This is a genomic window from Halomonas sp. 3A7M, assembly GCF_014897875.1.
In the GTDB taxonomy this organism is placed as follows: Bacteria; Pseudomonadota; Gammaproteobacteria; order Pseudomonadales; family Halomonadaceae; genus Vreelandella.
The window spans coordinates 17,861-38,627 of the sequence record NZ_JABUZD010000061.1 but is presented as its reverse complement, the minus strand read 5'-3'; the positions used below and the strand labels follow the sequence as shown (position 1 = coordinate 38,627).

Annotated in this window: 16 protein-coding genes; 15 read left to right on the top strand and 1 reads right to left on the bottom strand. The window is 53.4% G+C overall.

From position 1 onward, the window contains the following. The first annotated feature begins 78 nt into the window (after nucleotides 1–78). From uppS to tilS, 14 genes are all read left to right on the top strand, one after another. A complete protein-coding gene (gene uppS, locus INT19_RS05200; RefSeq protein ID WP_089039227.1) occupies nucleotides 79–864 on the top strand; it encodes a polyprenyl diphosphate synthase in 786 nt (261 codons plus the stop codon). Further along, a complete protein-coding gene (locus INT19_RS05195; RefSeq protein ID WP_193059968.1) occupies nucleotides 857–1,678 on the top strand; it encodes a phosphatidate cytidylyltransferase in 822 nt (273 codons plus the stop codon). Before uppS ends, INT19_RS05195 begins: the two co-directional genes overlap by 8 nt. Beyond that, nucleotides 1,675–2,862, top strand: a complete 1,188-nt coding sequence (gene ispC / locus INT19_RS05190) for a 1-deoxy-D-xylulose-5-phosphate reductoisomerase (RefSeq protein ID WP_193059967.1) — start codon at nucleotides 1,675–1,677, stop codon at nucleotides 2,860–2,862. The genes INT19_RS05195 and ispC overlap by 4 nt, the downstream gene beginning before the upstream one ends. Before the next feature lie 52 nt (nucleotides 2,863–2,914). Then, nucleotides 2,915–4,273 (top strand): sigma E protease regulator RseP, encoded by a 1,359-nt coding sequence (gene rseP, locus INT19_RS05185; RefSeq protein ID WP_193059966.1) that lies wholly within the window; start codon nucleotides 2,915–2,917, stop codon nucleotides 4,271–4,273. A 100-nt stretch (nucleotides 4,274–4,373) separates the two neighbouring features. Then, nucleotides 4,374–6,725 (top strand): outer membrane protein assembly factor BamA, encoded by a 2,352-nt coding sequence (gene bamA, locus INT19_RS05180; RefSeq protein ID WP_442311561.1) that lies wholly within the window; start codon nucleotides 4,374–4,376, stop codon nucleotides 6,723–6,725. Nucleotides 6,726–6,772: 47 nt separating this feature from the next. Further along, nucleotides 6,773–7,279, top strand: coding sequence for an OmpH family outer membrane protein (locus INT19_RS05175; protein WP_089039223.1), 507 nt, complete (start codon nucleotides 6,773–6,775; stop codon nucleotides 7,277–7,279). A 51-nt stretch (nucleotides 7,280–7,330) separates the two neighbouring features. Further along, on the top strand, nucleotides 7,331–8,368 hold the full coding sequence (lpxD, locus tag INT19_RS05170; RefSeq protein WP_089040909.1) for a UDP-3-O-(3-hydroxymyristoyl)glucosamine N-acyltransferase: 1,038 nt from the start codon (nucleotides 7,331–7,333) through the stop codon (nucleotides 8,366–8,368). A 137-nt stretch (nucleotides 8,369–8,505) separates the two neighbouring features. Next, nucleotides 8,506–8,949 (top strand): 3-hydroxyacyl-ACP dehydratase FabZ, encoded by a 444-nt coding sequence (gene fabZ, locus INT19_RS05165; protein WP_089039222.1) that lies wholly within the window; start codon nucleotides 8,506–8,508, stop codon nucleotides 8,947–8,949. Continuing rightward, on the top strand, nucleotides 8,946–9,713 hold the full coding sequence (gene lpxA, locus INT19_RS05160; protein ID WP_089039221.1) for an acyl-ACP--UDP-N-acetylglucosamine O-acyltransferase: 768 nt from the start codon (nucleotides 8,946–8,948) through the stop codon (nucleotides 9,711–9,713). The genes fabZ and lpxA overlap by 4 nt, the downstream gene beginning before the upstream one ends. A gap of 61 nt (nucleotides 9,714–9,774) precedes the next feature. After that, nucleotides 9,775–10,974 (top strand): lipid-A-disaccharide synthase, encoded by a 1,200-nt coding sequence (gene lpxB, locus INT19_RS05155; protein ID WP_193059999.1) that lies wholly within the window; start codon nucleotides 9,775–9,777, stop codon nucleotides 10,972–10,974. Beyond that, nucleotides 10,964–11,581 carry a ribonuclease HII gene (gene rnhB / locus INT19_RS05150; RefSeq protein WP_193059964.1) on the top strand — a complete coding sequence of 206 codons (618 nt, stop codon included), beginning with the start codon at nucleotides 10,964–10,966 and terminating at the stop codon, nucleotides 11,579–11,581. The genes lpxB and rnhB overlap by 11 nt, the downstream gene beginning before the upstream one ends. Nucleotides 11,582–11,619: 38 nt before the next feature. Next, entirely contained in the window at nucleotides 11,620–15,123 is a 3,504-nt protein-coding gene (gene dnaE, locus INT19_RS05145) for a DNA polymerase III subunit alpha (protein ID WP_193059962.1), read from the top strand. Between the two features lie 172 nt (nucleotides 15,124–15,295). Beyond that, nucleotides 15,296–16,252: an acetyl-CoA carboxylase carboxyltransferase subunit alpha gene (locus INT19_RS05140; RefSeq protein ID WP_038486504.1), complete on the top strand. Its 957-nt coding sequence runs from the start codon at nucleotides 15,296–15,298 to the stop codon at nucleotides 16,250–16,252. Next, nucleotides 16,233–17,525, top strand: coding sequence for a tRNA lysidine(34) synthetase TilS (tilS, locus tag INT19_RS05135; RefSeq protein ID WP_193059961.1), 1,293 nt, complete (start codon nucleotides 16,233–16,235; stop codon nucleotides 17,523–17,525). The genes INT19_RS05140 and tilS overlap by 20 nt, the downstream gene beginning before the upstream one ends. Here tilS and ppx read toward each other — a convergent pair. After that, nucleotides 17,506–19,041 carry an exopolyphosphatase gene (gene ppx / locus INT19_RS05130; protein WP_089039216.1) on the bottom strand — a complete coding sequence of 512 codons (1,536 nt, stop codon included), beginning with the start codon at nucleotides 19,039–19,041 and terminating at the stop codon, nucleotides 17,506–17,508. The two genes, tilS and ppx, sit on opposite strands and share 20 nt — an antisense overlap. A gap of 465 nt (nucleotides 19,042–19,506) precedes the next feature. Here ppx and rho point away from each other — a divergent pair, with 465 nt between their 5' ends. Then, nucleotides 19,507–20,766 carry a transcription termination factor Rho gene (rho, locus tag INT19_RS05125; protein ID WP_038481222.1) on the top strand — a complete coding sequence of 420 codons (1,260 nt, stop codon included), beginning with the start codon at nucleotides 19,507–19,509 and terminating at the stop codon, nucleotides 20,764–20,766. Nucleotide 20,767: the final 1 nt, after the last annotated feature.

Below are 20,767 nucleotides of genomic sequence, written 5' to 3'. Positions count from 1 at the left end.
TCAATCAACCACGGGGGGCTTGGCTGCCCGTGGGTCATCGCTTGGCTTTACTATGACTGATCTTTGGTGCGAGAACCCATGACGTCTCCGCAGCTTCCCCAAGCGCAGCAGGATGGCGCGACGCCTTCTCGGTCCGAGGAGGCGCCGCCAGCCCATGTTGCTATTATTATGGATGGTAATAACCGCTGGGCGCGGGCACGTGGGCTTTCCGGAGTGCGCGGTCACCGAGCCGGTGTCGAAGCCGTTCGAGCGGTTATTGAACGCGCTGCGCAGCGCGGCGTTCAGACACTGAGTCTTTTTGCTTTTTCAAGTGAAAACTGGAAGCGCCCAGCGGCTGAGGTGAATGCCTTGATGGAGCTTTTTTTGATGGCGCTTAAGCGCGAGGTCAAAAAGCTCCATGAGCGTAATATTCGCCTGTCAATTATTGGCGAACAGCGTGGTTTTTCCCATGCGATCCAAAAGCATATTCAGCGTGCCGAGTCGTTAACCGCAGAGAATACCGGTATGCATCTGGTGATTGCGGCCAACTACGGTGGTCAATGGGACCTTGCGCGAGCGGCTAGACAGTTGGCGGAGCAAGTCGCCGCAGGTGAGTTAGCGGCTTCCGATATTGATGAGGCGCGTCTTGATGCGGCGATGAATACGCACAATGTACCGCCGGTAGATTTATGCATCCGCACCAGCGGAGAGCAGCGGCTATCTAACTTTATGTTATGGCAGTTAGCTTACGCAGAACTGCATTTTTCGCCACTGCTCTGGCCAGATTTTAACGGGGCGGCACTTGATGAGGCGCTTGACGATTTTTGCCTACGTCGCCGTCGTTTTGGTATGACCGACGCACAAATAGAGGCGCAAGGTGCTTAAACAGCGGATGATTACAGCAGCTTGGTTAGCGCCCCTGACGCTGACTGGCTTGTTCGGACTACAAGGTGGAGCCTTTGCACTGTTTACAGCGCTAATTGTGCTGCTAGGTGCTTGGGAGTGGACCAACTTGGCCGGTGTCGCCCGTCAGGGAGCGCGAATTGCCCTGGTAGCTGTTATGGCAGTGTTAATGCTGGCAATGTGGCTAGGTGGAGCAGCGTTTGCCGCTTGGCCGCTTTGGCTGGCTGCTGTGGGGTGGGGGATTAATCTTTATTGGGTGACCCACTACCCTGATACTGCCAACCAATGGCAAGCCACTTCTCGGCGGTTGCTCATGGGTGTGTGGGTGCTGCTGCCGTGCTGGGTAGGATTCAATGTGCTCCGCGATAGTGGCGCTGTATGGCTGCTGTTTGTGCTGTTGTTAGTCTGGACCGCTGATATTGGCGCCTACTTTGCTGGCAGGCGTTGGGGAAAAAATAAGCTTGCTCCAAAAGTGAGCCCAGGTAAGTCCTGGGAAGGTGTTTATGGCGGCCTTGCGGCCACGCTATTGCTAGCAATTGTGTTCGCTGTGTGGCAGCCCATTAACCTTATAGGCGGTGTCGCACTGGTAGTGATTACCGGTTTAGTGACGCTGGTTTCAGTGCTTGGTGACCTTCTCGAAAGTATGCTTAAACGCTATCGGGGCATCAAAGATTCAAGTCAGCTCTTGCCAGGCCATGGCGGTGTACTGGATCGTATTGATAGCCTGACGGCAGCAGTGCCTATTTTTGCGCTGTTCTATTTGCAGGTGATCCATCTCCAGGTGAGCGCCCTATGAGCCAACCAGCTGTTCAGCGTATTACAGTGCTTGGTTCAACAGGCTCAATTGGTAAAAGCACCCTTGATGTCATTGCTCAATATCCAGACCGCTATCGCGTTTATGCCTTAACGGCCCATACCTCAAAAGAAGTGCTCTTAGCGCAATGCCGCTTTCATCACCCAGAAGTCGCTGTATTACATGACCCTGAGGATGCGGCCTGGTTGCAGCAAGCACTTTTAACGTCAGGGCTCTCTACTAAGGTTCTTTCAGGAGCTATGGCGCTTTGCCAGGTGGCGCGAGAAAGGCAAGTGGATACCGTGATGGCCGCTATTGTTGGCGCAGCGGGCCTGTTACCTGCGCTAGCAGCTGCCGAGTCAGGTAAGCGCGTACTGTTGGCCAATAAAGAAGCTCTAGTGATGAGTGGCGCGCTGTTTATGGACGCTGTTGCGCGCTCAGGTGCAACCTTATTGCCGATTGATTCCGAACATAATGCTATTTACCAATGTCTACCTACCGAGCATAGAGGTGGACTGCGTCAGCACGGTGTTCGCCAGCTGCTGCTCACCGCCTCTGGCGGCCCTTTTCGTGGCTGGCAGGCAGAAGATATCGCTAAGGTGACCCCTGAGCAGGCTTGTCATCATCCTAACTGGTCAATGGGGCGCAAAATCTCCGTCGATAGCGCGACGTTGATGAATAAAGGCTTAGAGCTTATTGAAGCGTGCTGGCTATTTGATGCAACGCCTGATCAGATACAGGTAGTGGTTCATCCGCAAAGCGTTATTCACTCGATGGTTGCCTATGATGATGGCTCGGTGATTGCGCAGCTGGGTAATCCTGATATGCGTACGCCTATTGCTTATGGATTGGCATGGCCGGAACGGATTGATGCGGGTGTTGAGACGCTGGATCTTTTTCAGGTGGCGCGTCTGGATTTCGAAGCCCCCGATGAAGCGCTTTTCCCCTGCTTGTCGCTCGCCCGTGATGCTATGCACAAGGGCGGCGCTGCACCGGCGATTTTGAATGCGGCGAATGAGGTCGCCGTGGAGGCTTTTCTGGAAGGACAGCTTGGCTTCAGCGCGATTGCTGACGTAGTGGCAAAAGTGATGGCTCTACCGTTTGAAGGGCGTGCCGACACGCTTGAGCGGATATTATCTGCAGATCAGTGGGCACGGGAGCAGGCGGCGCTAATAGTATGCCAGTAGTTCGCTTAGCATCAGCCATCGTTGATCAGCGAGTCGTGTAAAGGAGCGAAGAGTGAGCCTGATACAGAACATATTAGCGGTGATCGTGGTACTGGGGTTGTTGGTAACCTTTCACGAGTTTGGCCATTTTTGGGTGGCGCGGCGCTGCGGTGTAAAGGTGCTACGTTTCTCAGTCGGCTTTGGTAAGCCGCTATGGTCGACCGTTGATCGTCACGGCACAGAGTTCGCGGTGGCGGCCATACCGCTAGGCGGCTACGTAAAAATGCTCGACGAGCGCGAAGCGCCTGTACCTGAAGAGCAATTAGATCAGGCGTTTAACCGCAAGACCGTATGGCAGCGTATCGCTATTGTTGCCGCTGGCCCGATTGCAAATTTTTTACTTGCGATTGTAGCTTACTGGGCGCTATTCGTTGCAGGCACTACAACCGTTGCTCCTATTGTTGGCGATGTTGCTCCTAACTCTCCTGCGGCAGAGGCAGGGCTTTCTCACGGCGCAGAAATTACCTCTATCCAGGGAGATGCTATGCGCTCCTGGGAAGAGATTAATTTAAAGCTTGTCTCTATGATCGGGTTTAATGGCGACCTGGTGCTTGAGGCACAGCCTGAAGGGTCCAATGCCTCTCGGGTTTATCAGCTTCCTGTTGCCAACTACATGGTTCGCCAGGACCCGCCCCAGCCAATGCAGAGTTTGGGCATTACACCTTGGCGCCCGAACGTACCCGCAGTGCTAGGCCAAGTGATTGATGGCCAGGCGGCTGCACAAGCTGGCCTGCGAGCGGGTGATCGTATTGTGTCTCTGGATGGCGAGCCAATTGACGACTGGATGCAGTTTGTCTCGGTTATTCGTGAGAATGCAGGCCAAACCTTAGAGGTGGGTTACCAGCGTGGTGATGAGCAGGGTAGCCTTTCCTTAACCCCTGGACGTAATACGCTGGAGAGTGGCGTCGAGGTTGGGTACATTGGTGCCGGAGCGCAGCAGGTAACATGGCCTGAAGAGTTTCAACGTGAAATTCGTTACGGGCCTGTAGAAGCGGTAGGTCAAGCGTTATCACGTACAGGTGAGATGACGCTGCTGACAGTAGATGCTATCCGTAAGATGCTGGTGGGGCTTATTTCACCGTCGAACCTTTCGGGGCCGATTACCATCGCGCAGATATCAGGTGACTCTGCTCGTGCGGGGATGGAAGCGTTCGTAGGCTTTCTAGCGTATCTTTCTATCAGCCTTGGCGTGCTTAATCTACTGCCAATACCCGTGCTCGATGGTGGGCATTTACTTTATTATTTTATAGAGGTCGTGCGTGGGCGGCCGGTCTCTGAGCAAACGCAAGCAGTAGGGTTGCGTATTGGGCTTGCCATGGTAGGCACCCTAATGTTGATGGCTCTCTATTTTGATCTGATGCGCCTGTGGTAATGACGCGTGTAGGGCGCTGGATGCCTTGTCATCTGCCTGCACAAATGTATATGGTGCCTATCTGGAATGATGGGCAGACCAACGCGAGCGAACTGACTGCATGAAAATCAAGACCCTTGGAATGGCGGCATTGTTGTTGGTAGGTACCAGCACTGCCCAAGCACAATCCTTTGATGTTTCCGACATTCGTGTGGAAGGACTGCAGCGGGTATCTGCCGCCTCGGTCTTTAATGCGTTTCCCGTCAATGCCAATGATCGCGTTAGCGAACAGCAGCTTGCTGCCGCTGCGCGAGATTTGTTTGCCACAGGTTTGTTTGAAGATGTTTCCCTCGCGCGCGAAGGAGATGTGTTGATTATCCAGGTGGTTGAGCGCCCGACGATCGCGCGCTTGAACATCGAAGGGAATCAGCAGATTTCTGATGAGGATCTGCGCAACGGTCTGCGCGAATCAGGTCTTTCTGAGGGGCAGGTGCTCCAACTTTCCACGTTGGAAGAGATTCAGCGTGAGCTTGAAGGGGTTTATCAAGCTCAGGGGCGCTACAGCGCCGGTATCGATGTTGAAGTTGACGAAATTGATGAAGGCCGTGTTCAGGTTAATATCAATGTTAACGAAGGTGAAGTCGCTAAAATCCGCCAGATCAACATCGTGGGCAATGAAGCGTTCGACGATGACACGCTGCGCGACGTATTTGAGCTAAATGATCGGCCAGGGCGTGTTTTTGGTTGGTTCTCTAAAGATGAGTATTCCCGCGAAGCGTTGGCAGGGGACATTGAGCGGTTACGCTCCTTTTACTTGGATCGTGGTTACGTCAATTTTGATGTCACCTCAACACAGGTTTCCATTGGTCCTGAAAAGTCAGAGATCTTCATCACGTTAAATATTGATGAGGGCAACCAGTTCCAAGTAGGCGACATTCGTTTTGCAGGTGACCTGCAAATTAGCGAAAACGAAGCGAACGAGCTACTGACTATTAACCGTGGTGATACGTTCTCTCGTGGGGATCTCAACGCGTCTACCGAGGCGCTTCGTCAGCGTCTTGGGGCGGAAGGCTTTGCGTTTGCTGAAGTTCAAGGTATCCCTGAAATGGCCGGTGATGGTGAAACGGTTGATTTAGTGATCGCGGTCAACCCTGGTCAGCGAACTTATGTACGTCGTATTGAGTTTTACGGCAATACCACAACGCAAGACGAAGTATTGCGTCGAGAAATGATCCAGTTAGAGGGGGCGCCTGCCTCGACTGAGTCGATTACTCAGTCGCGTCAACGCTTGGAGCGTCTTGGCTTTTTCAGCCAGGTAGAGGTTGATACGCAACCGGTTCCGGGGCAGCCCGACTTGCTAGACGTAACGTATAACGTCGAAGAGCAACCGTCTGGCTCGGTATCTGCCAGTGTCGGCTTCTCGCAAAGTGCAGGGGTAATTTATGGTGTCGGTTTGGCGCAAAATAACTTCCTAGGTACCGGTAACCGCGTCAACGTAGGTGCGCAACGTAGTGATACGTTTACCAGCGTTAACTTTGCATTTACGGATCCCTACTGGACACTGGATGGTATTTCGCGCGGTTATAACCTGTTTTATCGGGAAACGGATTACGGCGACTCCGATATTTCGACGTTCTCCACCGATGCTTACGGTGCTGGTATTAACTTCGGTTACCCCATCAGCGAGCTTTCCCGTCTGAACTTTGGCGCCAGTATTGAAGAACTCACGATTAAAACCTATGACGACTCTGCCTCAGAAATCATTCGTTACGTCGAAGATCAAGGCGATGACGCACAAAGCCTGAAGCTAACGGCAAGCTGGACACGTAATAACTTGAACCGTGGCATTATGCCAACAGCGGGTAACTATCAGCGTGTCTCGCTAGAAACAGGTGTCCCTGGTAGTGATGCGGAATACTACAAGCTGCGTGCTCGTGCCCAGCAGCTGTTCCCGATCAACGATGACCAGACTTGGGCGTTGAAGTTTACCGGTAATCTAGGCTATGCCGACACGCTGGGTAGCAATGATCCTTATCCGTTCTATGAGAACTTTTATGCGGGTGGCTTAGGTTCAGTGCGTGGTTTTACATCGAATACCCTGGGACAGCGTACAACACCGACTCGAGATGGCGGACGTGACCGTACGTTGGGCGGTAATATCTTGGTAGAAGGGTCGGCAGAAGTGCTCTTCCCAATGCCCTTTGTGGAAGACCAGCGTGCGATTCAACCGTCGCTCTTCCTCGACGCGGGTAATACCTTCTTGAGTTCTTGCTATGATGTGCAGGAAGCAGATATTGGGCGCCAGCAATGTAGTTCTGGAGTCGACCTGGGTGACTTGCGTTACAGCGTTGGTATCGGCCTTTCGTGGCTAACGCCGGTAGGCCCGTTGACCTTCAGCGTTGCAGAACCGTTAAGCGATAAAAGCGGTGACGATACCCAGTTCTTCCAGTTCTCGCTGGGCCAAACGTTCTAACATGGTGGGATACGTTGGTACCTACCTAATAAAAAGGAGTTAACACGATGCGTAAACTGACAGCAGCTGTGTGCCTATTTGGCGCCATGACGCTTCCCGCCTACGCCATTGCCGCTGAAGTGGCAGTGCTTGATTGGCGTGCTGCGTTGATGAATACACAGTCGGCTCAGTCATCGTTGAGCCAACTGGAAGGCCAAATCGGTAACCAGCAGCGCGAGGCTCAAGCGTTAGGAGAAGAGCTTCAACGCATACAAGAGCGTTTACAGCGTGAAGGTGAGACAATGTCTCAGTCTCAGCGAGATCCGCTAATTGCTGAACTTCAGCAGAAGGGTAGCCGCTTTGAGCAGCTGCGCCGTGAAGTGCTCCAAGCGCAGCAAGCGTCTGAGCAGCGGTTCCTTGAAGGCGCTGAGCCCAAGCTGGAACAAGCGGTAGAGCAGGTGTTAGAGCGTCACAACATTGATGTTCTGGTAGAGCCTCAAGGGGTGTTGCACTCATCAACTGACCTGCCTAATGTGACTAATGAGGTCACACAGATTTTTGATTCGCTAAACTAATTTTAGGACTGTTGGTGCGGCTAGTCCGCACCCATGTTTCTCTGGGCTCCCATGACGCACGCTCCTCATCACCTTACCCTTGCGCAGATTGCACGTCACTTGGACGTCGATTTTGAAGGCGACGCCGAACAGCCGATTCGGGGTCTCGCAACGCTTAAAGAGGCAGCGCCTGATCAAGTCGCATTTCTCGCTAATCGTGCGTATTTAAAAGATCTAGCAACCACAAAAGCAGCGGCAGTGTTGCTTCATCCTGAGCATGGCAAGAATTGCCCTGTTCCGCGTTTAGAGATGGCGAATCCTTATTTAGGTTACGCAAAGCTTTCCCAGCTATTCGATCCGTTACCTGCTCGGGATGTGACTGGTATTCACCCCACAGCGGTTGTAGCGGATGACGCTATGTTGGGCAACGGTGTGTCTGTTCAAGCGCATGCGGTGATTGAAGCCGGCGTCGTGTTAGGTGAGCGTGTGGTTGTTGGTGCTGGCAGTGTGATTGGTGCCGATAGCGTGATTGGCGACGATACGCGGCTACACGCCAACGTTACTGTTTGCCACGGTGTTGTTGTGGGCAAGCGAGTGATTTTGCAAAGCGGCTGTGTGATCGGTGGTGATGGTTTCGGCTTTGCCCATGACGGGGCCGGATGGCACAAAATCGCTCAATTAGGCGGGGTTGTGCTAGGCGATGATGTTGAAGTCGGTAGCTGCTCAAGCATTGACCGTGGCGCGTTGGGAGACACTGTCATTGGCAACGATGTAAAAATCGATAGCCAGGTACAGATTGCGCATAACGTGATCATTGGTGATCACAGCGCATTAGCGGGATGTGTTGGCATTGCTGGCTCCACGACAGTGGGTAAGCACTGTATGCTCGGAGGGGGCGTTGGACTGTCCGGACACCTTTCTATTTGTGACGGTGTGCAGGTAACGGGGATGAGTCTAGTGACCAATTCGATTCATGAACCAGGTGTCTATTCATCGGGTACTGGTGCCATGAATAATACCCAATGGCGCAAGAATGCGGTGCGATTTAAACAGCTAGATGAAATAGCCAAGCGTTTATCTCGTTTAGAGAAAAGCCATCGCAGCAAGTAGAGTTTTGGCAGCAATATAGCTACAGCTAGCTTGAGGCTGCATAGCAGCAGGTTATAATTCACTGCTTTTTAACCAGCAACTTTGCTGGTGCGTGCCTGATATGATTCGGGCCTTTTGTCATTTTAGAGGTCGTTACGATGGTTATGGATATTAACGAAATTCGCGAATACTTGCCTCATCGCTACCCGTTTTTGCTGGTGGACCGAGTAACGCAATTAACCGTGGGTGAATCCATCGTTGCGTACAAAAATGTCAGTATTAATGAACCGTTTTTTAATGGCCATTTCCCGCACCATCCCATTATGCCAGGTGTTTTAGTCTTAGAGGCGCTGGCTCAGGTGTGCGGTATTTTAGGCTTTAAAACGGTCAATAAGCTGCCCGCTGACGGCTATGTGTACTATCTAGTAGGAAGCGATAATGTGCGCTTCAAGCGCCCTGTTATGCCGGGGGACCAGTTAGTCCTGGAAGCCAATGTCATCCGTGGGAAACGTGGTATTTGGAAGTTCGCCTGCCGTGCCACGGTTGATGGTGAATTAGCCTGCGAGGCGGAAATTATTTGTGCTGAGAGGAAGGTCGCTTGATACATCCTACTGCACTGGTTGATCCCAAAGCGCAGCTTGCTGACGACGTTGAGGTTGGCCCGTTTAGTGTTATTGGGCCAGACGTCACGATTGGCGCTGGCTCTGTGATAGGCCCCCATGTGGTGATTAAAGGGCCTACCGTTCTCGGTGAACGTACGCGAATTTTTCAGTTTGCTTCGGTAGGAGAAGACTGCCAAGACAAAAAATACGCCGGCGAGCCAACGCGCTTGGTAATGGGGGATGATAACGTTGTTCGTGAAGGCGTTACTCTCCACCGTGGTACCGTGCAGGATCGCGGCGAAACCACTATTGGCTCGCGTAACCTATTCATGGCGTATGTTCATGTCGGTCATGACTGTGTGATTGGCAACGACTGTATCCTAGCTAACCAAGTCACTTTGGCAGGTCATGTTGTTCTCGGTGATCACGCTATTTTGGGTGGCCTTGCGGCTGTTCACCAGTTTTGTCACTTTGGTGAACATGCGATGGCCGGAGGCGGGTCGATTATTACCAAAGACACGCCCGCCTATGTGATGATCAATGGCAACCCTGCTGAAGCGCGAGGCCTTAATCTTGTTGGCTTGAAGCGCCGTGGCTTTAGTCGAGACGCGATCAATGCATTAAGCAGTGCCTACAAACTGGTATACCGCCAGGGCTTAACTGTCGAGCAGGCGGTTAGCGAAATGCGCAGCCGATTCGACCTGCCCGAAGTCACCACGTTTGCCGACTCTATTGAGCGGTCAACGCGCGGTATCGTCCGCTAATGACATTGATGTCTAGCCGACATCAACGATGGATTCAAATGCCACTACTTCTCCCGTCATCATGACACTTCAGCGCGTCTACATTGTTGCAGGCGAACTCTCCGGGGATATCCTTGGGGCAGGGTTGATGCACGAGCTGAAGCTGCGCCACCCCAACATTGAGTTTCGTGGGCTGGGCGGGCCTCGCATGGAAGCGCAGGGTCTGACGAGCCGCTTTCCCCTTGAAACATTATCGGTGATGGGGCTTGTTGAAGTCATCAAGCACTTGCCAGAGCTCATTCGCGTGCGCCGGATTCTGCGTGAAGAAGCGCTCGCCTGGCAGCCGGATATTATGATTGGCATTGACGCGCCTGACTTCAATATTGGTCTTGAAAAACAGCTGCGTGCCGCCGGATTAAAGACAGCTCACTATGTCAGCCCTTCGGTATGGGCATGGCGGCAAGGGCGGGTGAAAAAGATCGCCAAGGCGGTTGATGGCATGCTGACGCTACTGCCGTTTGAGGCTGACTTTTACCATCAGCACCAGGTGCCGGTCGCCTTTGTTGGTCATCCATTAGCGGATGAATTACCGCTTGAGAATGATCGCCAAGCGGCTCGCCAGATACTCGCATTGCCTGCTCAAGCCCCTGTTCTGGCAATACTGCCTGGTTCGCGGGGTAATGAAATACGCTTTCTTGGTGATACGTTTTTACGCGCTGCTGAGCTGCTCTGTCAGCGTAATGAATCACTGCATGTGGTCATTCCCGCAGCGACCCGCCAGCGTTATCAAGAAATTACCCAGCTCCTGGCAAACTACCCCACGTTAAGCGAGCGTGTCATGCTCTTGGAAGGGCAGGCTCGCGAGGCGATGGTAGCCAGCGATGCTGTGTTGCTGGCCTCGGGCACCGCCGCGCTAGAAGCCATGCTATGTCATCGGTCAATGCTGGTGGCTTATAAAATGGCGCCGATAACTCATTGGCTGGCAAAGCGCTTGGTGAAAACAGCATGGATTTCACTACCCAATTTGATTGCTCAAGAGGGCGTTGTGCCCGAGCTGATCCAGGACGCCGCCTCACCAGAAACGATCGCTGATCGGCTCGACGAAATGCTTAATAATGCCCAAGCACGTAACGCCCTGGAGGCACGCTTTGCCGATATGCATCGTGCGTTACAGCGCAATGCCAGCCAACGAGCGGCACAAGCAATTACCTCTCTGGCGGCGGGCCAGCCATTGGCTAGCGACGAAATAGTTTCCTACGAAGAGGGTCATCATGGCCGTTAAGCCGACTGATTATCCCCCCTTAGTGATCGACTATCGTGGTGACTTCTTAGCGGGCGTTGACGAAGTTGGGCGTGGGCCTCTGATTGGCAGTGTTGTGGCATCGGCGGTGATTCTTGATCTTAGTCGCCCTATTGAGGGGCTGACGGATTCAAAAAAGCTCACTGCTAAAAAACGCGAAGCGCTGGATGTGCTGATTCGCGAACGTGCGTTAGCGTTTGCTGTGGCCGAGGCCAGTGCTGCTGAGGTTGATCAGCTAAATATCTACCATGCCACTCATCTTGCTATGCGGCGTGCCATTGATGCTTTAACACCCGTGGCTGAATATTTATTGGTCGATGGTAATCGGTTGCCTGGGCACGAGCTTCCTGGGCAAGCGGTGGTAAAAGGCGATGCCCGTCATCCTGCGATCGCCGCTGCGTCAATTTTAGCCAAGGTGGCCAGAGATGCTCAGATGGCTGAGCTTGATCTGCGCTATCCTGATTATGGCTTTGCCCGCCATAAAGGTTATCCAACGAAAGAACATTTAGCGGCACTGTCTGCCCACGGGCCGCTTGCCGAACACCGCCGGAGCTTTGCGCCGGTTCAGCGTCAGTTAGCGCTGCTGTAAGCATTTTCTATTTATCTAGCTTTGTTGCTGAGAGTCCCATGACGGTTCCGTTTGTTCATCTACGTTTGCACAGTGAATACTCCCTGGTTGATGGCTTGGTAAAACTCAAGTCACTGGTCAGTACCACCGCTGAGCGCGGGATGCCGGCTCTGGCCTTAACCGATGAAGCTAACTTGTTTGGTTTGGTTAAGTTCTACAAAGCGGCGCAGGGCGCTGGCCTGAAGCCCATCATCGGTAGCGACTTATGGTTGTACAACCCCCATGATGAGGCCCATCCGTATCGCATTACGCTGCTGGCGATGAACGATGTGGGTTACCGCAATCTCACTGAATTGATTTCTAAAGGGTGGACCGATGGCCAGCGCCAAGGGCGAGCCATTCTGGACAAACAGTGGGTGCTAGCGCAAAGCGAAGGACTGATTGCGCTATCAGGCGGGCGTGAAGGCGAGATAGGTCGTCACTTGCTGTCTGATCATGAGCGCGAAGCCCGAGAGCTGTTGGAAGAGTGGCAGCGCGCCTTTCCAGACCGTTTTTATTTGGAGTTAATCCGTACCGGGCGGCCACTTGAAGAAGACTGCGTTCACGCGAGTGTGAAGCTTGCGATTGAGTCGAATACCCCAGTGGTAGCGACCAATGACGTGCGCTTTTTAGAGCGGGAGGACTTTTGGGCGCACGAAACCCGCGTTGCCATCGGTGAAGGCAAGGCCTTGGATGATCCGCGCCGTGAACGACGCTACACCGAAGAGCAGTACCTAAAAAGTCCTGAGGAGATGGCAGCACTGTTTGCTGATATTCCTGAGGCGCTTGAGAACAGCGTTATGATCGCCGAGCGGTGTAGCGTTGATGTACGGTTGGGCGAAATTTTCCTACCTGAGTTCGAAATTCCCGAAGGGATGACGCAGGATGAGTTTTTCCGCAAAGTCTCCCATGACGGCCTCACTGAACGGTTAGATTTTCTGTTCCCTGTTGAACAGTACCCCCGCGATAGCGATTCATATCGCGAGATTGATCAACGTTACCGTGACAGGCTTGAGTTTGAGCTGAACGTTATTATCCAGATGGGGTTTCCTGGTTACTTCCTGATCGTGATGGACTTTATCCAGTGGGCCAAGGATAACAACGTGCCAGTCGGCCCAGGGCGTGGTTCCGGTGCGGGCTCATTAGTGGCTTACGCGCAAAAAATTACCGATCTTGATCCCATTGGCTACGATCTGCTGTTCGAACGCTTTCTTAATCCTGAGCGTGTCTCCATGCCCGACTTTGACGTCGACTTTTGCATGGAAAAGCGCGACAAAGTGATTGAATATGTAGCTAATCGTTACGGCCGCAATGCGGTATCTCAGATTGTCACCTTTGGCACCATGGCTGCAAAAGCGGTGGTGCGCGACGTGGCGCGCGCTCAGGGGCGGCCTTACTCCTTAGGCGATAAGCTCTCTAAGCTGATCCCCTTTGAAGTGGGTATGACGCTTGCCAAAGCGATAGAGCAAGAACCGGCACTGAAAGAGTTTATCGGCAACGACGACGAAGCCGAAGAGATCTGGGAAATGGCCCTCAAGCTAGAGGGCACCACCCGGGGTACCGGTAAGCACGCGGGGGGCGTCGTCATTGCGCCCACCAAACTGACCGATTTCTCGCCGCTGCTGTGCGATGAAGATGGCTCTGGCCTGGTGGTGCAGTTCGATAAAAACGACATCGAAGACGCTGGGCTAGTAAAGTTCGACTTTTTGGGCTTGCGGACGCTGACGATTATCGACTGGGCGCTGGAAATGGTCGATAAAGTGCGGGGGGTAAACGGTCAAGCGCCACTTAACATCGACGCTATCCCGCTGGACGACAGCAAAACGTTTGAGATGCTTAAACGCGCGGAAACCACCGCCGTTTTCCAGTTGGAATCTCGTGGTATGAAGGAGCTGATTAAGCGCCTGCTGCCAGACTCCCTCGACGATATGATCGCTCTGGTGGCGCTATTCCGCCCAGGCCCGCTGCAGTCCGGCATGGTTGATGACTTTATCAATCGTAAGCACGGCCGTGCCGAAGTCTCTTACCCCCACCCAGATTATCAGCATGACCTGTTAAAGCCGGTACTCAGCCCGACATACGGCATTATTTTGTACCAAGAGCAGGTCATGCAGATTGCTCAGGTAATGGCCGGCTATTCACTGGGGCAGGCAGACATGCTGCGCCGCGCCATGGGTAAGAAAAAGCCCGAAGAGATGGCCAAGCAGCGTTCAGGCTTTATGGAAGGCTGTGCCGCCAACGGTATCGATAAAGACCTTGCTGGCAATATCTTTGATCTTGTTGAGAAATTCGCCGGTTATGGTTTTAACAAATCGCACTCTGCCGCTTACGCCTTGGTGTCTTATCAAACCGCCTGGTTGAAAGCGCACTATCCTGGCCCGTTTATGGCCGCCGTTATGTCAACGGAAATGGATAACCTGGACAAGGTAGTGCCGCTAATTGAGGAGTGCCGCCACCTCAAGCTTACCGTCACACCGCCGGATGTTAATGTCGGTGGCTACAAGTTCACCGTTGATACGGAAGGGCGCGTGGTTTACGGCCTGGGTGCCATTCGCGGTGTCGGTGAAGGCCCAATTGGTGCGATTGTTGAAGCCCGTAGCACCGATGGTCCATTTAAAGATCTGTTCGATTTTTGTCGCCGCCTTGATCCAAAACGGATGAACAAGCGAACGCTGGAAGCGCTGATTCGCTCTGGCGCACTGGATAATCTTGGCCCTAACCGGGCGGTGCTTTCCGCCGCGATGGAAGACGCCTTGAAAGCGGCTGCTCAAAACCATGCCAACCAAAATCTGGGTATGCTGGATATGTTTGGCGATGCGTTTACTGCGGAAGAGGAAGAAACGGACCCTTACGCTGAGTATCAGAGCGCCCGTGAATGGACAGATCGTGAGCGCCTTTCTGGTGAAAAAGATACGCTGGGTCTCTATCTGACCGGCCATCCCATTGATGAATATGAGCGTGAGCTAAAGCGCTTTGTCTCTACTCGCATTAGTGATTTGAAGGCCTCTCGTGAGCCGCAGCGGGTGGCTGGCTTAGTGGTAGCCATGCGCACTATGAAGTCCAAGCGTGGCGATACCATGGCGTTTATCACGCTGGATGATCGCACCGGGCGTATCGAAGCTTCCCTGTTTGGCGAACTATTTGAGCAACTGCGGGGCCAAATCGAATCTGACCAAGTGATTATCGTTGAAGGCGAAGTATCCAACGATGACTTCTCCGGCGGTTTGCGTTTGCGGGGTAAAGACGTTACGCCGATGGTGACCGCACGGATTCGCTATGGCGAAGCGGTAGAACTTGCATTGGATGCTGAACAGATCAACGGGCGTTTAGTCGATAGCCTGCGTGAGAGTCTTACGCCATACCGCGATACCGGCGGGTTGCCGGTGCGGCTGCAGTATCGCCACTCAGCAGCGGTTGGCTGGCTGGCGCTGGCCGATGAATGGAAAGTAGCTCCCAGCGACGACTTGTTGTTGGCCCTTCGTGATGTGCAGGGGCAGGTTGGCGTTCAGCTACGCTACCGCTAACAAACGCTATAAACATGCGCGTGCCACCGTCAAATTGAGTGCTAAATGGCGGTGCAGCACGCTAATTGAAAGGGTACTGCCTTGCGTGGCAGGTTCAGGGTGCGATAATGCCCCCATACATGCCCGTTTCGACAAGGCTTCTTTTTTTATAGGCAGCTTACAGGCAGAGCCGATGAATCCTAACTATCTCGATTTTGAACAGCCCATTGCCGAGCTTCAGGCAAAAATTGAGGAGCTGCGTTTGGTCAGCTCCGATAGCCAGGTTAATCTCTCCGATGAGATATCTCGGCTGGAAGAAAAAAGCCGTAAGTTAACCGAATCGATCTTCAAAGATTTAACCCCCTGGCAGGTTTCCCAAATATCTCGCCATCCGCAGCGCCCTTATACGCTGGATTATCTTGAGCATATTTTTACTGACTTTGATGAGCTTCACGGCGACCGCAACTTTGCCGATGATGCAGCCCTTGTCGGAGGCGTTGCGCGTTTGAATGATCAGCCGGTGATGGTCATTGGGCATCAAAAAGGACGCGATGTTAAAGAGAAAGTACGTCGCAACTTTGGCATGCCGCGCCCAGAAGGCTACCGTAAAGCCTGCCGCCTAATGGAAATGGCCGAACGCTTTAAAATGCCCATCCTAACCTTTATCGATACGCCTGGGGCTTACCCAGGGATCGATGCGGAAGAGCGCGGGCAATCGGAAGCCATTGCGTATAATTTGGCGGTGATGTCACGCCTGAAAACACCGATTATCTCCACCGTAGTGGGGGAAGGTGGTTCTGGTGGCGCGCTGGCGATTGGTGTGTGCGACGAGCTGCATATGCTGCAGTACTCCACCTATTCGGTTATTTCTCCGGAAGGTTGTGCGTCTATTCTTTGGAAGAGCGCTGAAAAAGCATCTGACGCCGCTCAAGCCATGGGGATCACTGCTGAGCGCCTCAAAGAGCTTGGCTTTGTTGATGAGCTAATTAAAGAGCCGCTGGGTGGTGCTCATCGCCATCCACTGACGACGGCTGAGCGCGTTAAAGAGGCTTTGGCTAATAGTCTGGAGCGTCTGCAAAGCTTTGATAGCGATGCGCTACTAGAGCGCCGCTATAAACGGTTGATGAGCTATGGCGCCCCAGCCGCTTAAGCCGCTGTTACGTTTACTGAATGACGCCCTGGCGGAGACCCCGCCGGGGCGTACTATTTGGGTCGCGCTTTCCGGTGGGCTAGACTCTTCGCTGCTGCTAACGTTGGCCGCTCAGGTTTGCCGGGACGCACGTCGTCCGCTGCGGGCGATGCATATTAACCATGGCCTACAGGCGGCAGCCAGCGCCTTTGAAGCGCATTGTCAAACGCTGTGCGATACGCTTGGTGTATCACTAGTGACGGCCAACGTTGCTGTGGACGCTCAGGGCGAGGGCATCGAGGGGGCGGCGCGGCGAGCGCGCTACCAAGCGTTTATGGCGCATATTCCCACTGGCGATACGCTATGGCTAGCCCAGCACCAAGATGACCAAGCAGAGACGCTACTGCTGGCCGCGTTGCGTGGCAGTGGTGTGCGTGGCTTGGCGGGTATGCCTTTTCGCCGCGAGTGGCAGGGGCTCACTCTGCTGCGCCCCTGGTTGAGTGTCAGCAGACAGACGTTGGCTGATGCGGCGCATGGATTATCAATTAGTTGGTGCGAAGACCCAACAAACCGAGACATCGCGTTTGATCGCAATCGTTTACGCCATCAGGTGATGCCAGCATTACAGCTACGTTGGCCTGGTGCTGCACGAGCCCTTGCCAATAGCGCCCAGCATGCCGGTGAGGCAGACCAGCTGTTGGCGGCCTATGCCGCGGAAGAACTGGCAACGCTGATGCGCGGAGAGCACTGCATGGATGCTACGCTGCTTAGTCAACGCTCCTTACCTCGCCAGCGGCTGCTGGTGCGTACGCTTTGTAAGCAGCTAGCGCTCCCAACCCCCCCGCAAAAACGCCTTGAAAGCCTGCTAGCGCAGTTAGGCGCAGTGAACGACGCCCAGGTGAAGGTTGAATGGCCAGGAGTAGACGCACGGATTTGGCAACGCCGTCTCTATCTCATGGCACCGCTTAAGCCACTGCCTAAGTGGGAAGTCGAGTGGGAAGGCGCGCCAGGGCAACTAACCCCTTTGGGCGTGCTGGAAGTATCGCTGGCACCGCCGCGCCGCGTAACGTTGCGTTGGCGACGTGGTGGTGAAGTGGTGGCGTTAAAAGAGCGTGGACGGCGTGACGTTAAACGCTTGCTCCAAGAGCGGGGAGTGCCGCCCTGGGAACGTGAGCGTTTGATTGTAGTAATGGAAGGTGAGTCATGCCTGGGCGTTATTCAGCCGCCTGCCGACGTATTGTGGCAGGCTGAAGGCGTTGCTCTTGCCTCTACCTCTACGCAACCGAAAACGTAAATCCAGCCGCTGTCATATAGGCCTGTTCCTGCTCCATATCGGTACTTAACAGCGTCGGTTCGTCGCTGGCTGGTAGCGTCATCAGCAGCGCTTCACCCTCTGCGTTAATCTCTGGTAGCGGCGGGGGATTTTCAGACCGGGAGTGATTAATAAGCACGGCAAGGCGCAGCAGGCGAGCAAGTTTGGCACAGCCTTCTTGGTGTGAGGCGGGCAGCGCCTGCCACTCTTTAGTCGGAAACTTGCGTCGATGGGCGCGCACTAAAAACGCCAGTAGACGCTGCTCAGGGCGTGAAAAGCCAGCCAGGTCGGAATGTTCTAGCAAATAGGCGCCGTGGCGATGGAATTGACTATGAGAGATAGCCAAGCCAATTTCATGTACATGACTTGCCCAGACAAGATAATGGCCTTGCTCTTGGGTTAGCCCCCAGGCTTTTTTTACTTTATTGAATAAGCGAAGGGCCGTGTCGGCGACATTTTCTGCCTGCCGAGAATCAACATCATAAATCCGCTTCAATGCATCTAGGCTTTTAGAACGGGTATCTTCCGCACTATTCCGTCCTGCCATGTCATAAAGCACTCCTTCGCGCAGGGCGCCGTCTGCAAAGCGCATTTGGGAAAGATTAAAGGCTTCAAAAATAGCGTTTAAAATGGCGATACCTGCTGGAAAGACTTTTGCTCGGTCAGGCTTTAGACCATCTAGCTCAACTTTCTCCAGCTGTTTGCATTTTAGTAGGCGTTCACGCAGCTTTTTCAATCCACTACGGGTGATAACACCTTCTTGGGGCGAATCGCCGTAAGCATATAACACGCTCGCGGCAGCCTTTATCGTTCCGCTAGAGCCCACGGGGTCATCCCAGCCAAGGCGTAGGTAGGGACGCTGAATGTTGGCCAGTTCTGACAGGGCAGACAGCTCAGCACGACGCATACGCTTTTCACTAATTTCGCCATCAGGAAAAAAGCGGCTGCTGAAGGTGACGCAGCCCATGCGTAAGCTCTCAAGTGCTTTGGGCTCGAAGGCTTCGCCAATGATAAATTCCGTCGATCCGCCGCCGATATCAACAATTAAGCGGCGGCCATTTTCGGCTAGCGCGTGGGCGGCGCCTAAATAAATAAGCCGGGCCTCTTCGCGGCCAGCAATAATTTCGATAGCGTGGCCAAGCTGCGCTTCGGCACGCTCGATAAACGCTTGGCTGTTATAGGCATCGCGCAACGCATTCGTACCGACAATGCGCAGATTGGCATCCTCAATGTCGTTGAGAAAGGGTGCAAAACGGCCTAGACAGTCCAACGCGCGCTGCATGGCTGCCTCGTTTAAATAGCCGTTCTCGTCTAGCCCAGCGGCTAACTGAACCTTTTCACCCATCCTGGCAACGACTTGAAGGCGCTCGTTTTGATAGTTAGCGACCAGCAGGTGGAAGCTGTTAGAACCCAGGTCGATGGCGGCTAAGCGCTGTGGTTCAGTGTTATCCAGTTCAGCCGACGGCGCGGTGAGAGGGAGTGAAATTTCCTTGGGCATGGGCGTTCCTTCCTAGTGGCTATGCCAAGGTTGCGGTGCCTTATTAGTATTGTCAATTGTCAAAGACTTGCGTTTATCGCGGGCCTTGACTACCATCGAACTACTGGCTTGATCCGAGTTAACTTGTTTGCCTATTAAACAGGCGTATTACTCGGGTATTCCGAGCAGTACGTATCCAATGGCATCAGCCAGATGTCCAAGTCGTCAGATAACCCGCTGAAACAGCATTTTCTGTGCCGATCAGATTAACTAGTTTATTAGCACCCTCACGTTAAGCAGTCGTTGATGCCGTTACTCCTTTATTGGCATTTACTTCAAGACTGCCTAGCTTTCAGTATCTGAGTGTGTGCCTAGATGGGGTTCTGAACGCATCACTCGGCGCTTAGCCCTACTTTTAGGTCACGCCTCCTGTCTTATTCCCGGCGCTTGTCGCCCAGCTTTCATGAGCAACTTTCTAACACACCGATGAATCTCACTGAACTCAAGCAAAAAACCGTTCCCGAGCTGCTCGATATCGCCCGCGAGATGGGTATCGACAACTTAGCCCGTTCGCGCAAGCAGGACATCATTTTCGCCATCCTCAAAAAGCATGCTAAAAGTGGAGAGGATATTTATGGCGATGGTGTGCTGGAAATCCTTCAGGATGGCTTCGGCTTCCTGCGTAGCGCTGACAGCTCGTACCTCGCTGGACCGGATGATATCTACGTATCGCCGTCTCAGATCCGTCGTTTCAATCTGCGTAAAGGCGACTCCATTTCCGGCAAAATCCGCCCGCCTAAAGAAGGTGAGCGCTACTTTGCCCTGCTCAAAGTTAGCCAGATCAACTTTGATCGTCCGGAAAATGCCAAGCATAAGATTCTCTTTGAGAACTTAACGCCGCTGTTCCCAGACGACCGGCTGCGCATGGAGATTGGTAATGGCTCTACCGAAGATCTTACCGCGCGCATCATTGACCTGACTGCGCCGATTGGTAAAGGTCAGCGTGGTCTGCTGGTGTCACCGCCTAAAGCGGGTAAGACACTGATGCTACAGAACATCGCGACGTCCATTACGCGCAACAATCCTGAGTGCCATCTGATTGTATTGCTGATCGATGAGCGTCCTGAGGAAGTGACCGAAATGTCACGCACCGTGCGTGGCGAAGTGGTCGCCTCGACCTTCGATGAACCACCCGCCCGCCACGTGCAGGTTGCAGAAATGGTTATCGAAAAAGCCAAGCGTCTGGTAGAGCACAAGAAGGACGTGGTGATTCTGCTCGACTCCATCACCCGTCTGGCGCGTGCCTACAACACCGTAGTGCCCAGCTCCGGCAAAGTGCTAACTGGTGGTGTGGACGCTCATGCCCTCGAGAAGCCGAAACGCTTCTTCGGTGCTGCACGTAATATCGAAGAGGGCGGTAGCCTGACGATTATTGCCACTGCACTGGTCGATACTGGCTCGAAAATGGACGAAGTCATCTTCGAAGAGTTCAAGGGCACCGGCAACATGGAAGCGCACCTTGACCGCAAGCTGGCTGAGAAACGCGTATTCCCCGCGATCAATATCCGTCGCAGCGGTACTCGGCGTGAAGACCTACTGGCGTCTGAAGATGAAATGCAGCGCATGTGGATTCTTCGCAAGCTGCTCAACCCAATGGAAGACACGGCTGCTACAGAGTTCCTGATTGACCGTCTGAAGGATACCAAGACGAATCTGGAGTTCTTTGAAGCGATGAAGCGCCGCTAGG